18 protein-coding genes are annotated in these 17,120 nt (G+C 66.6%); 15 read left to right on the top strand and 3 right to left on the bottom strand.

The features are described 5' to 3' along the window. Positions 1 to 46 precede the first annotated feature (46 nt). A complete protein-coding gene (locus AAG092_RS02215; RefSeq protein WP_373388362.1) occupies positions 47 to 715 on the bottom strand; it encodes an alpha/beta family hydrolase in 669 nt (222 codons plus the stop codon). Positions 716 to 756: 41 nt separating this feature from the next. Here AAG092_RS02215 and ccoN (AAG092_RS02220) point away from each other — a divergent pair, with 41 nt between their 5' ends. The 13 genes from ccoN (AAG092_RS02220) to hemN all read left to right on the top strand — a co-directional run bounded on the left by ccoN (AAG092_RS02220) (position 757) and on the right by hemN (position 14,286). After that, complete coding sequence (gene ccoN, locus AAG092_RS02220) at positions 757 to 2,196, top strand: cytochrome-c oxidase, cbb3-type subunit I (protein ID WP_373388363.1); 1,440 nt, start codon at positions 757 to 759, stop codon at positions 2,194 to 2,196. Further along, positions 2,196 to 2,810, top strand: coding sequence for a cytochrome-c oxidase, cbb3-type subunit II (gene ccoO / locus AAG092_RS02225; protein ID WP_373388364.1), 615 nt, complete (start codon positions 2,196 to 2,198; stop codon positions 2,808 to 2,810). Before ccoN (AAG092_RS02220) ends, ccoO (AAG092_RS02225) begins: the two co-directional genes overlap by 1 nt. Positions 2,811 to 2,816: 6 nt before the next feature. After that, entirely contained in the window at positions 2,817 to 3,764 is a 948-nt protein-coding gene (gene ccoP / locus AAG092_RS02230) for a cytochrome-c oxidase, cbb3-type subunit III (RefSeq protein ID WP_373388365.1), read from the top strand. A 354-nt stretch (positions 3,765 to 4,118) separates the two neighbouring features. After that, positions 4,119 to 5,561 (top strand): cytochrome-c oxidase, cbb3-type subunit I, encoded by a 1,443-nt coding sequence (ccoN, locus tag AAG092_RS02235; protein WP_110683243.1) that lies wholly within the window; start codon positions 4,119 to 4,121, stop codon positions 5,559 to 5,561. Next, positions 5,561 to 6,178 carry a cytochrome-c oxidase, cbb3-type subunit II gene (gene ccoO, locus AAG092_RS02240; protein WP_110683244.1) on the top strand — a complete coding sequence of 206 codons (618 nt, stop codon included), beginning with the start codon at positions 5,561 to 5,563 and terminating at the stop codon, positions 6,176 to 6,178. Before ccoN (AAG092_RS02235) ends, ccoO (AAG092_RS02240) begins: the two co-directional genes overlap by 1 nt. 6 nt (positions 6,179 to 6,184) lie before the next feature. After that, entirely contained in the window at positions 6,185 to 6,370 is a 186-nt protein-coding gene (locus AAG092_RS02245) for a cbb3-type cytochrome c oxidase subunit 3 (RefSeq protein ID WP_110683318.1), read from the top strand. Further along, on the top strand, positions 6,367 to 7,344 hold the full coding sequence (ccoP, locus tag AAG092_RS02250) for a cytochrome-c oxidase, cbb3-type subunit III (RefSeq protein WP_373388367.1): 978 nt from the start codon (positions 6,367 to 6,369) through the stop codon (positions 7,342 to 7,344). Before AAG092_RS02245 ends, ccoP (AAG092_RS02250) begins: the two co-directional genes overlap by 4 nt. Before the next feature lie 134 nt (positions 7,345 to 7,478). Then, a complete protein-coding gene (ccoG, locus tag AAG092_RS02255; protein ID WP_110683246.1) occupies positions 7,479 to 8,894 on the top strand; it encodes a cytochrome c oxidase accessory protein CcoG in 1,416 nt (471 codons plus the stop codon). Between the two features lie 14 nt (positions 8,895 to 8,908). After that, positions 8,909 to 9,412 (top strand): FixH family protein, encoded by a 504-nt coding sequence (locus AAG092_RS02260; protein ID WP_373388369.1) that lies wholly within the window; start codon positions 8,909 to 8,911, stop codon positions 9,410 to 9,412. A gap of 8 nt (positions 9,413 to 9,420) precedes the next feature. Beyond that, positions 9,421 to 11,829 (top strand): heavy metal translocating P-type ATPase, encoded by a 2,409-nt coding sequence (locus tag AAG092_RS02265; RefSeq protein ID WP_373388370.1) that lies wholly within the window; start codon positions 9,421 to 9,423, stop codon positions 11,827 to 11,829. 52 nt (positions 11,830 to 11,881) lie between these two features. Then, positions 11,882 to 12,091 (top strand): cbb3-type cytochrome oxidase assembly protein CcoS, encoded by a 210-nt coding sequence (gene ccoS, locus AAG092_RS02270; RefSeq protein ID WP_373388371.1) that lies wholly within the window; start codon positions 11,882 to 11,884, stop codon positions 12,089 to 12,091. Then, entirely contained in the window at positions 12,084 to 12,767 is a 684-nt protein-coding gene (locus tag AAG092_RS02275) for a sulfite exporter TauE/SafE family protein (RefSeq protein ID WP_373388372.1), read from the top strand. The genes ccoS and AAG092_RS02275 overlap by 8 nt, the downstream gene beginning before the upstream one ends. Before the next feature lie 136 nt (positions 12,768 to 12,903). Further along, entirely contained in the window at positions 12,904 to 14,286 is a 1,383-nt protein-coding gene (hemN, locus tag AAG092_RS02280; protein ID WP_373388373.1) for an oxygen-independent coproporphyrinogen III oxidase, read from the top strand. Here the strand turns inward: hemN and AAG092_RS02285 are convergent, their stop codons facing one another. After that, positions 14,287 to 14,736 (bottom strand): hypothetical protein, encoded by a 450-nt coding sequence (locus AAG092_RS02285; protein ID WP_373388375.1) that lies wholly within the window; start codon positions 14,734 to 14,736, stop codon positions 14,287 to 14,289. It lies immediately after the preceding gene. A gap of 158 nt (positions 14,737 to 14,894) precedes the next feature. Here AAG092_RS02285 and fnr point away from each other — a divergent pair, with 158 nt between their 5' ends. Next, complete coding sequence (fnr, locus tag AAG092_RS02290; RefSeq protein WP_373388376.1) at positions 14,895 to 15,629, top strand: fumarate/nitrate reduction transcriptional regulator Fnr; 735 nt, start codon at positions 14,895 to 14,897, stop codon at positions 15,627 to 15,629. A 10-nt stretch (positions 15,630 to 15,639) separates the two neighbouring features. Next, positions 15,640 to 16,188 carry an adenine phosphoribosyltransferase gene (locus tag AAG092_RS02295; RefSeq protein WP_110683254.1) on the top strand — a complete coding sequence of 183 codons (549 nt, stop codon included), beginning with the start codon at positions 15,640 to 15,642 and terminating at the stop codon, positions 16,186 to 16,188. Here the strand turns inward: AAG092_RS02295 and AAG092_RS02300 are convergent. Continuing rightward, complete coding sequence (locus tag AAG092_RS02300) at positions 16,185 to 17,120, bottom strand: diguanylate cyclase domain-containing protein (protein ID WP_373388377.1); 936 nt, start codon at positions 17,118 to 17,120, stop codon at positions 16,185 to 16,187. The two genes, AAG092_RS02295 and AAG092_RS02300, sit on opposite strands and share 4 nt — an antisense overlap.

Genomic DNA, 17,120 nt, shown 5'->3' on the forward strand with positions numbered 1-17,120 from the left:
AATTGCCGGCCTTTTTTCTATCCGCGGCGAACCGCCAGCGCGGCCGTCACCCCCTCAGGAAGTCCGCCACCCTCATCGCCGCCCGCTGCAAATGCTGCGCATGAGTGAAACCCGAAGCCTTGAGCGGCTTGAGGTCGTGATCGGCGGCCGCCAGCCATTCGATGGCGATGCCCGGCGCCAGCCGGTAGCCATCGACCGTCTCGCGATTGCCCAGGGCATCGCGCTCGCCCTGGACGATCAGGGTCGGCGTGCGCAGCTCGGCCAGGTGCGCCACCCGCGGCTTCTCCGGCTTGCCCGCGGCATAGAAGGGATAGCCCAGGCAGACCAGCGCGTCGGCCCCCAGCTCGTCCGCCAGCAGGCTGGCCATGCGCCCGCCCATGGACTTGCCACCGATGGCCAGCGGCCCCGGCACCAGGCCGCGCACCTCGCCGTAGACCGCGCGCCAGCAGTCCAGCAGTTGCCCCTGCGGATTGGGCGGGCGCTTGCCTGCGCCTGAACGGCGCTGCGCCATGTAGGGAAACTCGAAGCGCAGCACGTTCACCCCGCGCGCCGCCAGCAGCTCGGCCATGCGCTGCATGAACTCGCTGTCCATCGGCGCGCCGGCGCCGTGGGCGAGGATCAGGGTGCCCTGCGACATTCCGTCCGCCCCGTTCCACAGCCATCCCCGCGCGCGGCATTGATCCCCGTCAATAACCATCACCTTGCCATTACCCATGCTTGCCCTGCTTTTCATAACCGTGGATGGAAGCCCAACACATGAACACAACCAGCACTGCGGCCTACAACTACAAGGTGGTCCGCCAGTTCGCCATTATGACGGTGGTTTGGGGCATAGTCGGGATGGGGCTCGGCGTGTTCATCGCCGCCCAGCTGGCCTGGCCCGAACTGAACTTCAACCTGCCGTGGACCAGCTTCGGCCGGCTGCGCCCGCTGCACACCAATGCGGTGATCTTCGCCTTCGGCGGTTGCGCGCTGTTCGCCACCAGCTACTACTCGCTGCAGCGCACCTGCCAGACCCGGCTGATCTCCGACAAGCTCGCCGCCTTCACCTTCTGGGGCTGGCAGCTGGTCATCGTCCTGGCCGCCATCAGCCTGCCGCTGGGCTGGACCAGCTCCAAGGAATACGCCGAGCTGGAGTGGCCGATCGACATCCTCATCACCATCGTCTGGGTCGCCTACGCCCTGGTGTTCTTCGGCACCCTGATGAAGCGCAGGACCAAGCACATCTACGTGGGCAACTGGTTCTTCGGCGGCTTCATCCTCACCGTGGCCATGCTGCACATCGTCAACAACCTGGAGCTGCCGGTCAGCCTGACCAAATCCTACTCGCTGTACTCAGGCGCCACCGACGCCATGGTGCAGTGGTGGTACGGCCACAACGCCGTAGGCTTCTTCCTCACCGCCGGCTTCCTGGGGATGATGTACTACTTCGTGCCCAAGCAGGCGCAGCGTCCGGTGTACTCCTATCGCCTGTCGATCGTGCACTTCTGGGCGCTGATCACCCTGTACATCTGGGCCGGTCCGCACCACCTGCACTACACCGCCCTGCCGGACTGGGCCCAGTCCCTCGGCATGGTGATGTCGCTGGTGCTGCTGGCGCCGTCCTGGGGCGGCATGATCAACGGCATGATGACCCTCTCCGGGGCCTGGCATAAGCTGCGCTCGGACCCCATCCTGCGCTTTTTGGTGGTGTCCCTGGCCTTCTACGGCATGTCCACCTTCGAAGGCCCGATGATGGCCATCAAGACCGTCAACGCCCTGTCCCACTACACCGACTGGACCATCGGCCACGTGCACGCCGGCGCCCTCGGCTGGGTGGCGATGATCTCCATCGGTTCGCTGTACCACCTGATCCCGAAGGTGTTCGGCCGCGAGCAGATGCACAGCCTCGGCCTGATCAACTCGCACTTCTGGCTCGCCACCATCGGCACCGTGCTGTACATCGCCTCCATGTGGGTCAACGGCATCACCCAGGGCCTGATGTGGCGCGCGGTGAACGACGACGGCACCCTCACCTACTCCTTCGTCGAAGCCCTGGAAGCCAGCCATATCGGCTTCGTGGTGCGGGTCCTGGGCGGCGCCATCTTCTTCGCCGGCATGCTGCTGATGGCCTGGAACACCTGGCTGACCGTGCGTGCCGCCAAGCCGGCCGAATATGACAGCGAAGCCCTGATCCCTGCTGAGGTCGCCCACTGATGAGCAGCAAACACGAAATACTCGAGAAGAACGTCGGCCTGCTGGCCATCGCCATGGTCCTGGCGGTGAGCATCGGCGGCCTGACCCAGATCGTCCCGCTGTTCTTCCAGGACGTGGTCAACGAGCCGGTCAAGGGCATGAAGCCCTACACCGCCCTGCAGCTGGAAGGCCGCGACATCTACATCAAGGAAGGCTGCGTCGGCTGCCACTCGCAGATGATCCGCCCGTTCCGCGCCGAGACCGAGCGCTACGGCCACTACTCGGTGGCCGGCGAGAGCGTCTGGGACCACCCCTTCCTCTGGGGCTCCAAGCGTACCGGCCCGGACCTGGCCCGTGTCGGCGGCCGCTACTCGGACGACTGGCATCGCGCCCACCTGTACAACCCGCGCAACGTGGTGCCGGAGTCGAAGATGCCGGCCTACCCCTGGCTGGTCGAGAACACCCTCGACGGCAAGGACAGCGCCGCCAAGATGCAGGCCCTGCGCACCCTCGGCGTGCCCTACAGCGACGAGGACATCGCCGGCGCCCGCGAGGCCGTCAAGGGCAAGACCGAGATGGACGCGCTGGTCGCCTACCTGCAGGTGCTTGGCACCAGCCTGAAGAACAAGAGGTAATAGGACATGACCACTTTCTGGAGCTGGTACATCACCCTGCTCACCCTGGGCAGCCTGCTCGCCCTGCTGTGGCTGATCTTCGCCACCCGCAGCGGCGAGCGGCCGGGCCCGACCGACCAGACCCTCGGCCATGCCTTCGACGGCATCGAGGAATACGACAACCCCCTGCCGCGCTGGTGGTTCATGCTGTTCCTCGGCACCCTGGTGTTCGCCGGCGCCTACCTGCTGCTCTACCCGGGCCTGGGCAACTTCGCCGGCAAGCTGCCGGGCTACGAGGGCGGCTGGACCCAGGTCAAGCAGTGGCAGCGCGAGATGGACAAGGCCGACCAGGCCTACGGCCCGATCTACGCCAAGTACGCCAGCCTGCCGGTCGAGGAAGTGGCCAAGGACGAGCGCGCGCTGAAGATGGGCGGCCGTCTGTTCGCCTCCAACTGCTCGGTGTGCCACGGCTCCGACGCCAAGGGCGCCTACGGCTTCCCCAACCTGACCGACAACCAGTGGCGCTGGGGCGGCGATGCCGCCTCGATCAAGCAGACCATCGCCGCCGGACGTACCGGCATGATGCCGCCGCAGGCGCCGATGATCGGCGAAGAAGGCGTGCGCAACGTCGCCGCCTTCGTGCTCACCGAACTGGCCGGACGTCAGCTGCCGGAAGGCGAGCATGCCGACATCGAGGCGGGGCGCAAGGTCTTCGCCAGCACCTGCTTCGCCTGCCACGGCGCCGACGGCCAGGGCACCCCGAGCATGGGTGCACCGAACCTGACCCAGCCCAGCGCCTTCATCTACGGCAGCAGCTTCGCCCAGCTGCAGCAGACCATCCGCTACGGCCGCAACGGCCACATGCCGGCGCAGCTGCAGTACGTCGGCAGCGAGGACAAGGTCCATCTGCTGGCCGCCTACGTGTACAGCCTGTCGCAGCAGAAACAGCCGCAGCAGTCGCTCGCCCAGGAATGACCCTCAGGGGCAAGGATGCCCCGCCCGCGGGTGCCAGCCGGCACCCGCACTCCTCCTTCGTGCGACCCGATGTCGCACCCGCCGACCAGTTGCACCCTCCCTCGCTTGACTTGGTCTAAGCTGCCAGACAGTCGCACCCAGGAACAAATCCAAGGCGATCCCTTCTTCTGCGCGGCGTCGACTCAGACGCAAAGGTTCGGAAAGCAGCTCTCGCGAACTGCCTTCCGAGCAGGGCCAAAGCCCGCTAAAACCTTGATCGGACAGGCATCTAGCGTTGCAATGGGTACCTCATTTCTCCATACTTGCCGCCGTTTTTTGCCCCTATAAAACTCCATTAACCGTGGAACCCCTAGCATGAGCACAGCAATCAGTCAGACTGCTTATAACTACAAGGTGGTCCGCCAGTTCGCCGTTATGACGGTAATCTGGGGGGTCATCGGGATGGGTCTCGGTGTGTTCATCGCCGCCCAACTGGTGTGGCCGGAACTCAACCTGAACCTGCCGTGGACCAGCTTCGGCCGTCTGCGCCCGCTGCACACCAACGCGGTGATCTTCGCCTTCGGCGGCTGCGCCCTGTTCGCCACGTCCTACTACGTGGTCCAGCGCACCTGCCAGGCCCGCCTGATCTCCGACAGTCTGGCCGCCTTCACCTTCTGGGGCTGGCAAGCCGTGATCGTGCTGGCCGTGATCACCCTGCCGCTGGGCTACACCTCCTCCAAGGAGTACGCCGAGCTGGAGTGGCCGATCGACATCCTCCTGGGTCTGGTCTGGATCACCTACTGCGCGGTGTTCTTCGGCACCATCATCAAGCGCAAGACCAAGCACATCTACGTGGGCAACTGGTTCTTCGGCGCCTTCATCCTGGTCACCGCCATGCTGCACATCGTCAACAGCATGGAAATGCCGGTGACCCTGTTCAAGTCTTACTCCATGTACGCCGGCGCCACCGACGCCATGGTGCAGTGGTGGTACGGCCACAACGCCGTGGGCTTCTTCCTGACCACCGGCTTCCTGGGGATGATGTACTACTTCGTGCCCAAGCAGGCCGAGCGTCCGATCTACTCGTACCGCCTGTCGATCGTGCACTTCTGGGCGCTGATCACCCTGTACATCTGGGCCGGTCCGCACCACCTGCACTACACCGCCCTGCCGGACTGGGCCCAGTCCCTCGGCATGGTGATGTCGCTGATCCTGCTGGCACCGTCCTGGGGCGGCATGATCAACGGCATGATGAGCTTGTCCGGCGCCTGGCATAAGCTGCGCTCCGACCCCATCCTGCGCTTCCTGGTGGTATCCCTGGCCTTCTACGGCATGTCCACCTTCGAAGGCCCGATGATGGCCATCAAGACCGTCAACGCCCTGTCCCACTACACCGACTGGACCATCGGCCACGTGCATGCCGGTGCCCTCGGCTGGGTGGCGATGATCTCCATCGGCGCGCTGTACCACCTGATCCCGAAGGTGTTCGGCCGCGAGCAGATGCACAGCATCGGCCTGATCAACGCGCACTTCTGGCTGGCCACCATCGGCACCGTGCTGTACATCGCCTCCATGTGGGTCAACGGCATCACCCAGGGCCTGATGTGGCGTGCAGTCAACGAGGACGGCACCCTCACCTACTCCTTCGTCGAAGCGCTGGAAGCCAGCCACTACGGCTACATGGTGCGCATGATCGGTGGTGCCTTCTTCGTCACCGGCATGCTGCTGATGGCTTACAACACCTGGCGTACCGTACGCGCTGCCGATAAGAGCAAGTACGACGCCGCCGCCCTGATTCCTGCAGAGGTCGCTCACTGATGGCCGGTAGCAAACACGAGATTTTCGAGAAGAACATCGGCCTGCTGTCGTTGTTCATGGTGATCGCCGTGAGCATCGGCGGCCTGACCCAGATCGTCCCGCTGTTCTTCCAGGACGTCACCAACACCCCGGTCGAAGGCATGAAGCCGCGCACCGCGCTGGAGCTGGAAGGTCGCGACATCTACATCCGCGAAGGCTGCGTCGGCTGCCACTCGCAGATGATCCGTCCGTTCCGCGCCGAGACCGAGCGCTACGGCCACTACTCGGTGGCCGGCGAGAGCGTCTGGGACCACCCCTTCCTGTGGGGCTCCAAGCGTACCGGCCCGGACCTGGCCCGCGTCGGCGGCCGCTACTCGGACGACTGGCACCGCGCCCACCTGTACAACCCGCGCAACGTGGTGCCGGAGTCGAAGATGCCGTCCTACCCCTGGCTGGTCGAGAACAAGCTCGACGGCAAGGACACCGCGGCCAAGATGGAAGCTCTGCGTAGCCTCGGCGTGCCCTACACCGACGAAGACATCGCCGGCGCCCGCGAGGCCGTCAAGGGCAAGACCGAGATGGACGCGCTGGTCGCGTACCTGCAGGGTCTTGGCACCGCAATCAAGAACAAACGGTAACGCATGATGGATATCGGGATGATTCGCGGCATCGGCACGGCGGTGGTCTTCATCGCCTTCGTCGGCGTGGTGCTCTGGGCTTACAGCAGCAAGCGCAAGTCCAGCTTCGACGAGGCGGCCAACCTGCCCTTCGCCGACGACGCCCCGACCCCCAAGCGTGACGAGCAAGCTTCTGGGAGCAATAAAGAATGACTTTGTTCTGGAGTATCTACATCAGCGTACTGAGCCTCGGCACCATTGCCGCGCTCACCTGGCTGATCTTCGCGGTGCGCAAGGGTCAGCGCCCTGACACCACCGAGGAAACCGTGGGCCATGCCTTCGACGGCATCGAGGAATTCGACAACCCGCTGCCGAAGTGGTGGTTCATGCTGTTCATCGGCACCATCGTCTTCGCCCTCGGCTACCTGGCCCTGTACCCGGGCCTGGGCACCTGGAAAGGCCTGCTGCCGGGCTACAACGAAGCCGGCGACGGCAAGCCCTTCGCCAGCGGCGAAGCCGGCTGGACCGGCGTGCACCAGTGGGAAAAGGAGATGGTTCGCGCCGACAAGCAATACGCGCCTATCTATGCCAAGTACGCCAGCCTGCCGATCGAGGAAGTGGCCAAGGATGAGCAGGCCCTGAAGATGGGCGGCCGCCTGTTCGCCTCCAACTGCTCGGTGTGCCACGGCTCCGACGCCAAGGGCGCCTACGGCTTCCCCAACCTGACCGACAACGAGTGGCGCTGGGGCGGCTCGCCGGCCGACATCAAGCAGACCATCATCGGTGGTCGCCACGGCATGATGCCGCCGCAGGCACCGACCATCGGTGAGGACGGCGTGCGCAACGTCGCCGCCTACGTGCTCACCGAACTGGGCGGTCGCAAGCTGCCGGAAGGCGTGACTGCCGACATCGAAGCGGGCAAGAAGATCTTCTCCACCACCTGCTTCGCCTGCCACGGCGCGGACGGCAAGGGCACCCCGAGCATGGGCGCGCCGAACCTGACCAACCCGAGCGCCTTCATCTACGGCAGCAGCTATGCCCAGCTGCAGCAGAGCATTCGCTACGGCCGCAGCGGCAACATGCCCGCCCAGCTGCAGTACGTCGGCAGCGAAGACAAGGTGCACCTGCTGGCCGCCTATGTGTACAGCCTGTCGCAGGGCAAGGCCGACGCCGCAGTCGAGAAGTAAGGCTCCACCCGCCCGGACGCGACCGCCGGTCGCACCCGGGCGACGCTCGATCAGGCGTACCATAGTGCATGTGAAATTCTGACTCCCTCGGCAAGTATCGGGGGAGCACTCACCCCAGCCGTGGTACGACCCTGATGAGCGAACAGATTCCCGTCCGAAACATCACCCCTCCCCCGGCCAAGGGCGGCGAATCCGTCGACCTCTACGCCAGCCGCGAAAAGATCTACACCCGCGCCTTCACCGGCCTGTTCCGCAACCTGCGCCTCGGCGGCGGAGCCTTCCTCTTCCTGCTCTACTTCGGCACCGTCTGGCTCAGCTGGAACGACCGCCAGGCCGTCTGGTGGAACCTGCCGGAACGCAAGTTCTTCATCTTCGGCGCCACCTTCTGGCCGCAGGACTTCGCCCTGCTGTCCTGGCTGCTGATCATCTGCGCCTTCGGCCTGTTCTTCATCACTGTGTTCGCCGGGCGCGTCTGGTGCGGCTACACCTGCCCGCAGAGCGTTTGGACCTGGATCTTCATGTGGTGCGAGAAGGTCACCGAAGGCGATCGCAACCAGCGCATGAAGCTGGACAAGGCGCCGATGAGCGCCAGCAAGTTCGCCCGCAAGGCGGCCAAGCACACGCTGTGGTTGCTGATCGGCCTGGTCACCGGGCTGACCTTCGTCGGCTACTTCTCGCCAATCCGCGAGCTGATTCCCGACCTGCTCTCCGGCGCGGCTGACGGCTGGGCCTACTTCTGGGTCGGCTTCTTTACCCTGGCCACCTACGGCAACGCCGGTTGGCTGCGCGAGCAGGTGTGCATCTACATGTGTCCCTACGCGCGCTTCCAGAGCGTGATGTTCGACAAGGACACCCTGATCGTTTCCTACGACCCGCGCCGCGGCGAAAACCGCGGCCCGCGCAAGAAGACCGCCGACTACAAGGCCGAGGGCCTCGGCGACTGTATCGACTGCACCATGTGCGTACAGGTCTGCCCGACCGGCATCGACATTCGCGATGGCCTGCAGATCGAATGCATCGGCTGCGCCGCCTGCATCGACGCCTGCGACGGCATCATGGACAAGATGGGCTACCCGCGCGGCCTGATCAGCTACACAACCGAACACAATCTTTCCGGGCAGAAGACCCACCTGCTGCGCCCGCGCCTGATAGGCTACGCCGTCGCCCTGGTGACCATGATGGGCCTGTTCGCCTGGGCCATCGCCAGCCGCTCGCTGGTAGAAGTCGACGTGCTCAAGGACCGCGTGCTGTTCCGCGAGAACGAGCAGGGACATGTCGAGAACGTCTACACCGTGAAGCTGATGAACAAGGCCCAGCGCGACCTGACCTACCTGATCTCCGTCGAAGGCATCGACGGTCTGCGCTACGAGGGCAAGCGCGAGGTCAAGGCCGCCGCCGGCGAGGTGCTGTCGCTACCGGTGGAGCTGTCCATCGAGCCGGAGAAGCTGCCCTCCAGCGCCAATGAAATCCTGTTCAAGGTCCAGGCCTTGGAAGACCCGTCCATCGAGAGCGACGCCGACAGCCGCTTCATCGGCCCCAGCGTGCGCTGAACACAGGTTCCTACATGACGTCGCAACAAACCCCGGTCAACCCCTGGTACAAAGAGTTCTGGGTCTGGTTCATCCTCGGCATCCTCGGCCTGGCCGTGGTGCTCGGCACCAGCATGTTGGTGATCGCCACCCGCAACCCGCCGGGGCTGCTGTCGGACAACTACTACGATGTCGGCAAGGGCATCAACACCTCGCTGGAGCGCGAGGACCTGGCCAAGCGCCTGCAGCTCAAGGCCAGCCTGGCGCTGGACAACGAGCGCGGCACCGTCAGCCTGCAGCTGCAGGGCTACAGCAATCCGCCGCAGCTGGTCCTCAACCTGATCTCGCCGACCCAGCCGGAGCGTGACCGCCGCGTGGTGCTGCAGGCCCAGGCCGACGGCAGCTACGCCGGCAACCTGCTGGATGCCATCGAGGGACGCCGTTTCGTCGAGCTGATCGGCCAGGAAGGCGGCAAGGACTGGCGTCTGTTCGAGGAAGAGCACCTGGCCAGCGGCCAGCGCTTCTCGCTCGGCGAATAAAGTTCTTCATGAGCAGTCCCCTGCCCTGCTATCACTGCGGCCTGCCGGTGCCCGCCGGCAGCCGCTTCGAGGCCCGCGTCCTGGAACAGACGCGGGCCTTCTGCTGCCCGGGCTGCCAGGCGGTGGCCGAGGCCATAGTCGCCGGCGGGCTGGACAACTACTACCGGCATCGCAGTGACAACGCGGTCAACCCGCAGAGCCTGCCCAAGGCCCTGCCGGACGAGCTGGCGCTGTACGATCGCGACGAGGTGCAGCAGGGCTTCGTCCAGCACCAGGGCGAAGTCAGCGAGACCAGCCTGGTGATCGAAGGTATCAGCTGCGCCGCCTGCGGCTGGCTGATCGAGAAACACCTGCGCGGCCTGCCGGGCATAGTCGAGGTCAGTCTCAACCTGTCCAACCAGCGCCTGCAGGTGCGCTGGGCCGACAGCCAGATACCCCTCAGCCAGCTGCTCGCCGAGCTGCGCCGCATCGGCTACGCCGGCCATCCCTGGCAGCCCGACGAGGCCAGCGAGCGCCTGGCCGCGGAGAATCGCAAGTCGCTGCGCCAGATCGGCGTCGCCGGCCTGCTGTGGATGCAGGTGATGATGGCGGCCATGGCCACCTGGCCGGAGTTCAATGTCGACCTGTCGCCGGAGCTGGACAAGATCCTGCGCTGGACCAGCCTGTTCCTCACCACGCCCATCGTCTTCTACTGCTGCGGCCAGTTCTTCCGCGGCGCCCTGCGCGACCTGCGCACCCGCCACCTGACCATGGACGTGTCGGTGTCGCTGGCCATCGGCGGCGCCTACGTGGCCGGCATCTGGTCCACCGTCACCGGGGTCGGCGAGCTGTATTTCGACGCAGTCGGCATGTTCGCCCTGTTCCTCCTCGCCGGCCGCTACCTGGAGCGCCGCGCCCGCGAGCGCACGGCGGCGGCCACCGCGCAGCTGGTCAGCCTGCTGCCGCCGTCCTGCCTGCGCCTGGATGCCAATGGCCAGAGCCAGCGCGTGCTGCTGCGCGAGCTGGCGGTCGGCGACCGCGTGCTGGTGCCGCCCGGCGCCCAGCTGCCGGCCGACGGCCGCATCCTTGCCGGTCAGTCGAGCGTCGACGAGTCGCTGCTCACCGGCGAATACCTGCCGCAGCCGCGCGCTGAAGGCGACGCCGTCACCGCCGGCACCCTCAACGTCGAGGGCCCGCTGACCATGCAGGTCGAGGCGCTGGGCGAAGATACCCGGCTGTCCGCCATCGTCCGCCTGCTGGAACGCGCCCAGGCCGACAAACCGCCGATGGCCGAGCTGGCCGACCGCGTAGCGCAGTGGTTCCTGCTGATCGTCCTGGCCCTCGCCGCCGTGGTCGGCCTGGTCTGGTGGCAGCTCGACAGCGAACGCGCCTTCTGGATCGTCCTGGCCCTGCTGGTCGCCACCTGCCCCTGCGCCCTGTCGCTGGCCACGCCGACGGCGCTGACCACCGCCACCGGGAGCCTGCACAAGCTCGGCCTGCTGCTGACCCGCGGCCACGTGCTGGAGGGCCTCAAGCAGATCGACACGGTGATCTTCGACAAGACCGGCACCCTGAGCGAAGGCCGCCTGACCCTGGAGCGCATCGAGACCCTGCGCGAGCTGGACGCCGATGCCTGCCTGGCCCTGGCCGCCGCCCTCGAACACGGCTCCGAGCATCCCATCGCCCGCGCCTTCGGCCACAGCAACCAAGGTGCCGAGCAGCTGGCCAGCGAACCCGGCCAGGGCCTGCAGGGCATGGTCGACGGCCGCCGCCTGCGCATCGGCCAACCGTCCTACGTCGCCGCCCTGGCCGGGCGCGAGGCGCCGAGCATTCCCGGCGAGCACGGCCAGTGGCTGCTGCTCGGCGACGAGCGCGGCCCGCTGGCCTGGTTCGTCCTCGGTGATCGCCTGCGCGAGGATGCTCCCGAGCTGATCGCCGCCTGCCGCGCCCAGGGCTGGAACATCATCCTGCTGTCCGGCGACAGCTCGCCCATGGTCGGCGAGGTGGCACGCCAGCTGGGCATAGACGACGCCCGCGGCGGCCTCACCCCGGATGCCAAGCTGGCCGTGCTCAGGGAGCTGCACCAGCAGGGCCGCCGTGTGCTGATGCTCGGCGACGGGGTCAACGACGTACCGGTGCTGGCCGGCGCCGACATCAGCGTGGCCATGGGCAGCGCCACCGACCTGGCCAAGACCAGCGCCGACGCGGTGCTGCTGTCCAACCGCCTGGGTAGCCTGGTGCAGGCCTTCGCCCTGGCCCGGCGCACGCGGCGCATCATCGTCGAGAACCTGGCCTGGGCGACCCTGTACAATGGCCTGGTGCTGCCGTTCGCCGCGCTCGGCTGGGTCACCCCGCTGTGGGCGGCGCTCGGCATGTCGGCCAGTTCGCTGCTGGTGGTGCTCAACGCCCTGCGCCTGGCCCGCATCAAACCCCTGTAGAAAGCACGCCCTCTGCCATCGACGGCGAGTGGCGCCAGGCCCCGGAGCCAGCATGTCCGCTATCTATTTTCTGATCCCGATTGCCGTGGCCCTGGTCGGCTTCGCCATCTGGCTGTTCTTCTGGGCAGTGGACAACGGCCAGTACGACGACCTCGACAGCCCGGCCCACAGCATCCTGTTCGACGACGAGGACCCGCAGCACAAGGCTGCCATCGCCGAGGCGGACAAGGACGACGACGCGCAGGACGAGCCGCGTGGCTGATCTGGCACCGCTGCTGGTTTCCGCGCTGATCCTCGGCCTGCTCGGCGGCGGCCACTGCCTGGGTATGTGCGGCGGGCTGATGGGGGCGCTGACCCTGGCCATCCCGCCCGAGCAGCGCGCGCGCCGCCTGCGCCTGCTGCTGGCCTACAACCTCGGGCGCATCCTCAGCTACGCCGCCGCCGGCCTGCTGCTCGGCCTGGCCGGCTGGGCCGTGGCCAGCAGCCCGGCGGCCATGCTCCTGCGCGTGCTCGCCGGCCTGCTGCTGATCGCCATGGGCCTGTACCTGGCCGGCTGGTGGAGCGGCCTGACCCGCATCGAAAGCCTGGGCCGCCACCTGTGGCGCCACCTGCAACCGATCGCCAGCCGCCTGATGCCAGTCAGCAGCCTGCCGCGCGCCCTGCTGCTCGGTGCCATCTGGGGCTGGCTGCCCTGCGGCCTGGTCTACAGCACCCTGCTGTGGGCCTCCAGCCAGGGCTCGCCGGCCGACAGCGCCCTGCTGATGCTGGCCTTCGGCCTGGGCACCTGGCCGGTGCTGCTGGCCACCGGCATGGCCGCCGAGCGCCTGACCACCCTGCTGCGCCGGCGCGGCGTGCGCATCGCCGGCGGCCTGCTGGTGATCCTGTTCGGCCTGTGGACCCTGCCCGGACCGCACCAGCACTGGCTGATGGGCCACTAGGCCGCCGCGCCACTGCGGGAGGCACCGTCCCGGGCCGCAGCAAACGCCTGGCGAAGATGCAGCGGCCTGACTCAGATCAAGAGCCGCCGCGGCGCAATCCCTAGACTGGCCGCATCGCCAATCCAGGGATATCTCCATGCTCGATGCCATCCGCTGGGACGCCGACCTGATCCGCCGTCACGACCGGCCAGGCCCGCGCTACACCTCCTACCCCACCGCCGTGCAGTTCCACGGTGAAGTCGGCTCCTTCGACCTGCTGCACGCCCTGCGCGACAGCCGCAAGGCCCTGCGCCCGCTGTCGCTCTACGTGCACGTGCCGTTCTGCGCCAACATCTGCTACTACTGCGCCTGCAACAAGGTGATCACCAAGGATCGCGGCCGTGCCCTGCCCTACCTGGAACGCCTGGAGCAGGAGATCGAGCTGATCGCGCGCCACCTGGACCGCCGGCAGGTGGTCGAGCAGCTGCATTTCGGCGGCGGCACCCCGACCTTCCTCAGCCACGACGAGCTGCGCCGGCTGATGGAACACCTGCGCCGGCACTTCAACCTGCTGGACGACGACAGCGGCGACTACGGCATCGAGATCGACCCGCGCGAGGCCGACTGGTCGACCATGGGCCTGCTGCGCGAGCTGGGCTTCAACCGCGTCAGCCTCGGCGTGCAGGACCTCGACCCCGAGGTACAGCGCGCCATCAACCGCCTGCAGACCCTCGAACAGACCCGCGCCATCGTCGAGGCGGCGCATACCCTGCAGTTCCGTTCGGTGAACATCGACCTGATCTACGGCCTGCCAAGGCAGACCCCGGACAGCTTCGCCCGCACCGTGGCCGAGGTGATCGCCCTGCAGCCGGATCGGTTGTCGGTGTTCAACTACGCGCACCTGCCCGAACGCTTCATGCCGCAGCGGCGCATCAACGCCGAGGAGCTGCCTAGCCCGGCACAGAAACTGGAGATGCTGCAGCGCAGCATCGAGCAGCTCACCGCCGCCGGCTACCGCTACATCGGCATGGACCACTTCGCCCTGCCCGACGACGAGCTGGCCATGGCCCAGGAGGACGGCACCCTGCAGCGCAACTTCCAGGGCTACACCACCCACGGCCATTGCGACCTGATCGGCCTGGGGGTATCGGCCATCAGCCAGGTCGGCGACCTCTACTGCCAGAACAGCAGCGACCTGGCCAACTACCAGCAGAGCCTGGGCAACGGCCAGCTGGCCACCCAGCGCGGCCTGCACTGCAATGCGGACGACCGCATCCGCCGCGCCGTGATCCAGGCGCTGATCTGTCAGTTCCAGCTGGACTTCCGCACTATCGAGCAGCGCTTCGCCATCGACTTTCGCAGCTACTTCGCCGCCATCTGGCCACAGCTGCAGCAGCTGGCCCGCGACGGCCTGATCGACCTGGGCGAACAGGGCATCGAGGTGCGCCCGGCCGGGCGCCTGCTGGTGCGCTCGTTGTGCATGCTGTTCGACCACTACCTGGAGCAGCAGAACCAGCAGCGCTTCTCGCGGGTGATCTGATCAGGCCATCGCCAGCTTGGCCGCCTGCATGCGCTGATCGTCGCTCAGGCGCTTGTCCTTGAGCGCCTCCACCAGGCTGGCCTGAGCCATGCTCAGGGCGCCCTGCAGCGAGGACAGCTCGCCGCGCAGGGCTTCCACGCGCATCTGCTTGAGTTGCGGGTCCATCCCGCTCTGCGCCATCAGGTCCTGCAGCTCGGCCTGCTTCTCGGCGATCTGCTGGCGCAGGGCGCGGATCAGCTTGAGGATTTCCTTGATGTTGTCCGGCAGGTCGGCCTCGTCGATATCCTTGTGCTGCGCGCTGGCGCGCACCCGCCCGAGTTCGGACAGGCTCACCCGCAGGCCGTCGCGCAGCTCCTGCTCGCCCGCCGTCTCGCCGCCAGCCCGCGCCACCTGGCGCTGCACGCCGAGCACCAGGCGCTCGCCGAGCCCGTGCGCATCTATCCTCAACATGCTGTTCTCCCGGACGCATCCCTGCCCTGGCTATCGGGCGCCCGGGAAATAACTTGAGCGAACGGTCAGTCCTGTTCCACCATCGTCGCCCTGGCCTGGGCAGCGGCCCATGGGTTAACCTTCATCTTTGTGTGTGTTCTCCACTCAGGGACTTCTCGATGTCAGAAACCATCAAGGTGCACAGCTCGCACCAGGCCCATTGCAAGGACTGCAGCCTGGCGGCGCTATGCCTGCCGCTGTCGCTGAACCTGGAGGACATGGACGCGCTGGACCGCATCGTCAAGCGCGGCCGGCCGCTGAAGAAGGGCGAATTCCTGTTCCGCCAGGGCGATGCCTTCGACTCGGTGTTCGCCGTGCGTGCCGGCGCGCTGAAGACCTTCACCCTGAGCGATGCCGGCGAGGAGCAGATTACCGGCTTCCACTTGCCCAGCGAGCTGGTCGGCCTGTCCGGCGTGGACAGCGAAGTCTACCCAGTGTCGGCGCAGGCGCTGGAAACCACCTCGGTGTGCGAGATTCCCTTCGAGCGCCTGGACGAGTTGGCTGTGCAACTGCCACAGCTGCGCCGCCAGCTGATGCGGGTGATGAGCCGGGAGATCCGCGACGACCAGCAGATGATGCTGCTGCTGTCGAAGAAGACCGCCGACGAGCGCATCGCCACCTTCCTGGTCAATCTCTCCGCGCGCTTCCGCGCCCGCGGCTTCTCCGCCAACCAGTTCCGCCTGGCCATGTCGCGCAACGAGGTAGGCAACTACCTGGGGCTGGCCGTGGAAACGGTGTCGCGCGTGTTCACCCGCTTCCAGCAGAACGGCCTGATCGAAGCCGAAGGCAAGGAAGTGCACATCCTCGATCCCATCGAGCTGTGCGCCCTGGCCGGCGGCAACATGCCGGACTGAGGACAGCACGATGATCTTCGACGAATTCGACATCAAGTCGCTGATCCGCCCGGTGCCGGACTTCCCCAAGCCCGGCGTGGTATTCCGCGACATCACTCCACTGTTCCAGTCGCCGCGTGCCCAGCGCATGGTCGCCGACAGCTTCATCCAGCGTTATGTCGAGGCCGACTTCAGCCATGTGGCGGCCATGGATGCGCGCGGCTTCCTGATCGGCTCGGTGATCGCCTACGAGCTGAACAAGCCGCTGATCCTGTTCCGCAAGCAGGGCAAGCTGCCGGCCGACGTGCTCTCCGAGAGCTACCAGACCGAGTACGGCGAGGCCCTGCTGGAGGTGCACAGCGACAGCCTGTGCGAAGGTGACCGGGTACTGATCTTCGATGACCTGATCGCCACCGGCGGCACCCTGCTGGCCGCCGCGCGCCTGGTCCGCCGCCTCGGCGCGCAGGTCCACGAAGCTGCGGCAATCATCGACCTGCCCGAACTGGGCGGCTCGCAGAAACTGCAGGATGCCGGCATTCCGACCTTCACCCTGACCGCCTTCGAGCTCAGCGAGCGCTAAGAGCCCCCATAGAAGCGCGCGCACAAACGTGCCCGCCCGCTGCTCTTGGCCAGATACAGCTGCTCGTCGGCGAAACGCAGCAGATCCTGTGCATCCCGCTCGGCCGAGGCCAGCACGGTGGCGGCTCCCAGCGACAGGCTGACCTGCGGCCCGACCTCCGAAGCCAGGTGCTCGATGTGCAGCTCGGCGACCGCCGCCAGCATCTTCTGCGCGACCCGCTCGGCTCCGGCCAGGTCGGTATCCGGCAGCAGACAGGCGAACTCCTCGCCGCCATAGCGTGCCAGCAGGTCATAGGGGCGATTCAGCGTGGCCGCCAGGGCGATGGCCAGGCGGCGCAGGCACTGATCGCCGCTCTGGTGACCGTAGTGGTCGTTGTATTTCTTGAAGTGATCGACGTCGATCATGATCAGTGACAGAGGCCCACCTTCCCGACAGGCATGGCTCCAGGCCGCCTCCAGGCGACTCTCCAGCTTGCGCCGGTTGGCGACACCGGTGAGGCCATCGAGCATGGCCATGGAGCGCAGGTAGTCGCTCTGCAGCTTGAGGGTCAGATGGGTCTTGACCCGTGCCCGCACTATCGTCGGATTGAACGGCTTGCCGATGTAGTCCACCGCGCCCAGCTCCAGGCCGATGGCCTCGTCGTCTTCCTCGCCTTTGGCGCTGAGGAAGATGATCGGGATGTCCTGGGTCAGTGGGTCGGCCTTCAGGCGCCGGCACACCTCATGGCCATCCATGCCCTCCATCACCACGTCGAGCAGGATCAGGTCCGGCAACAGCGCCTTGCACACCTCGATGGCCTGCTCGCCCCCAGTGGCCATGTGTACATCGCATTCGTAACGAAACAGCTGGTGCAATACCCGGATGTTCATCGGCTGGTCGTCCACCAGCAGCAGTTTCGGGCGCCCCAGGCGCGGGTCGAGCCATGCTTCCAA

The organism is Pseudomonas alcaligenes, from assembly GCF_041729615.1.
GTDB lineage: Bacteria > Pseudomonadota > Gammaproteobacteria > Pseudomonadales > Pseudomonadaceae > Aquipseudomonas > Aquipseudomonas alcaligenes_B.

Coding starts and splice junctions, on each gene's coding strand:
- AAG092_RS02215 (WP_373388362.1), bottom strand. CDS start 715: ATGGGTAATGGCAAGGTGATGGTTATTGACGGGGATCAATGCCGCGCG.
- ccoN (WP_373388363.1), top strand. CDS start 757: ATGAACACAACCAGCACTGCGGCCTACAACTACAAGGTGGTCCGCCAG.
- ccoO (WP_373388364.1), top strand. CDS start 2,196: ATGAGCAGCAAACACGAAATACTCGAGAAGAACGTCGGCCTGCTGGCC.
- ccoP (WP_373388365.1), top strand. CDS start 2,817: ATGACCACTTTCTGGAGCTGGTACATCACCCTGCTCACCCTGGGCAGC.
- ccoN (WP_110683243.1), top strand. CDS start 4,119: ATGAGCACAGCAATCAGTCAGACTGCTTATAACTACAAGGTGGTCCGC.
- ccoO (WP_110683244.1), top strand. CDS start 5,561: ATGGCCGGTAGCAAACACGAGATTTTCGAGAAGAACATCGGCCTGCTG.
- AAG092_RS02245 (WP_110683318.1), top strand. CDS start 6,185: ATGGATATCGGGATGATTCGCGGCATCGGCACGGCGGTGGTCTTCATC.
- ccoP (WP_373388367.1), top strand. CDS start 6,367: ATGACTTTGTTCTGGAGTATCTACATCAGCGTACTGAGCCTCGGCACC.
- ccoG (WP_110683246.1), top strand. CDS start 7,479: ATGAGCGAACAGATTCCCGTCCGAAACATCACCCCTCCCCCGGCCAAG.
- AAG092_RS02260 (WP_373388369.1), top strand. CDS start 8,909: ATGACGTCGCAACAAACCCCGGTCAACCCCTGGTACAAAGAGTTCTGG.
- AAG092_RS02265 (WP_373388370.1), top strand. CDS start 9,421: ATGAGCAGTCCCCTGCCCTGCTATCACTGCGGCCTGCCGGTGCCCGCC.
- ccoS (WP_373388371.1), top strand. CDS start 11,882: ATGTCCGCTATCTATTTTCTGATCCCGATTGCCGTGGCCCTGGTCGGC.
- hemN (WP_373388373.1), top strand. CDS start 12,904: ATGCTCGATGCCATCCGCTGGGACGCCGACCTGATCCGCCGTCACGAC.
- AAG092_RS02285 (WP_373388375.1), bottom strand. CDS start 14,736: ATGTTGAGGATAGATGCGCACGGGCTCGGCGAGCGCCTGGTGCTCGGC.
- fnr (WP_373388376.1), top strand. CDS start 14,895: ATGTCAGAAACCATCAAGGTGCACAGCTCGCACCAGGCCCATTGCAAG.
- AAG092_RS02295 (WP_110683254.1), top strand. CDS start 15,640: ATGATCTTCGACGAATTCGACATCAAGTCGCTGATCCGCCCGGTGCCG.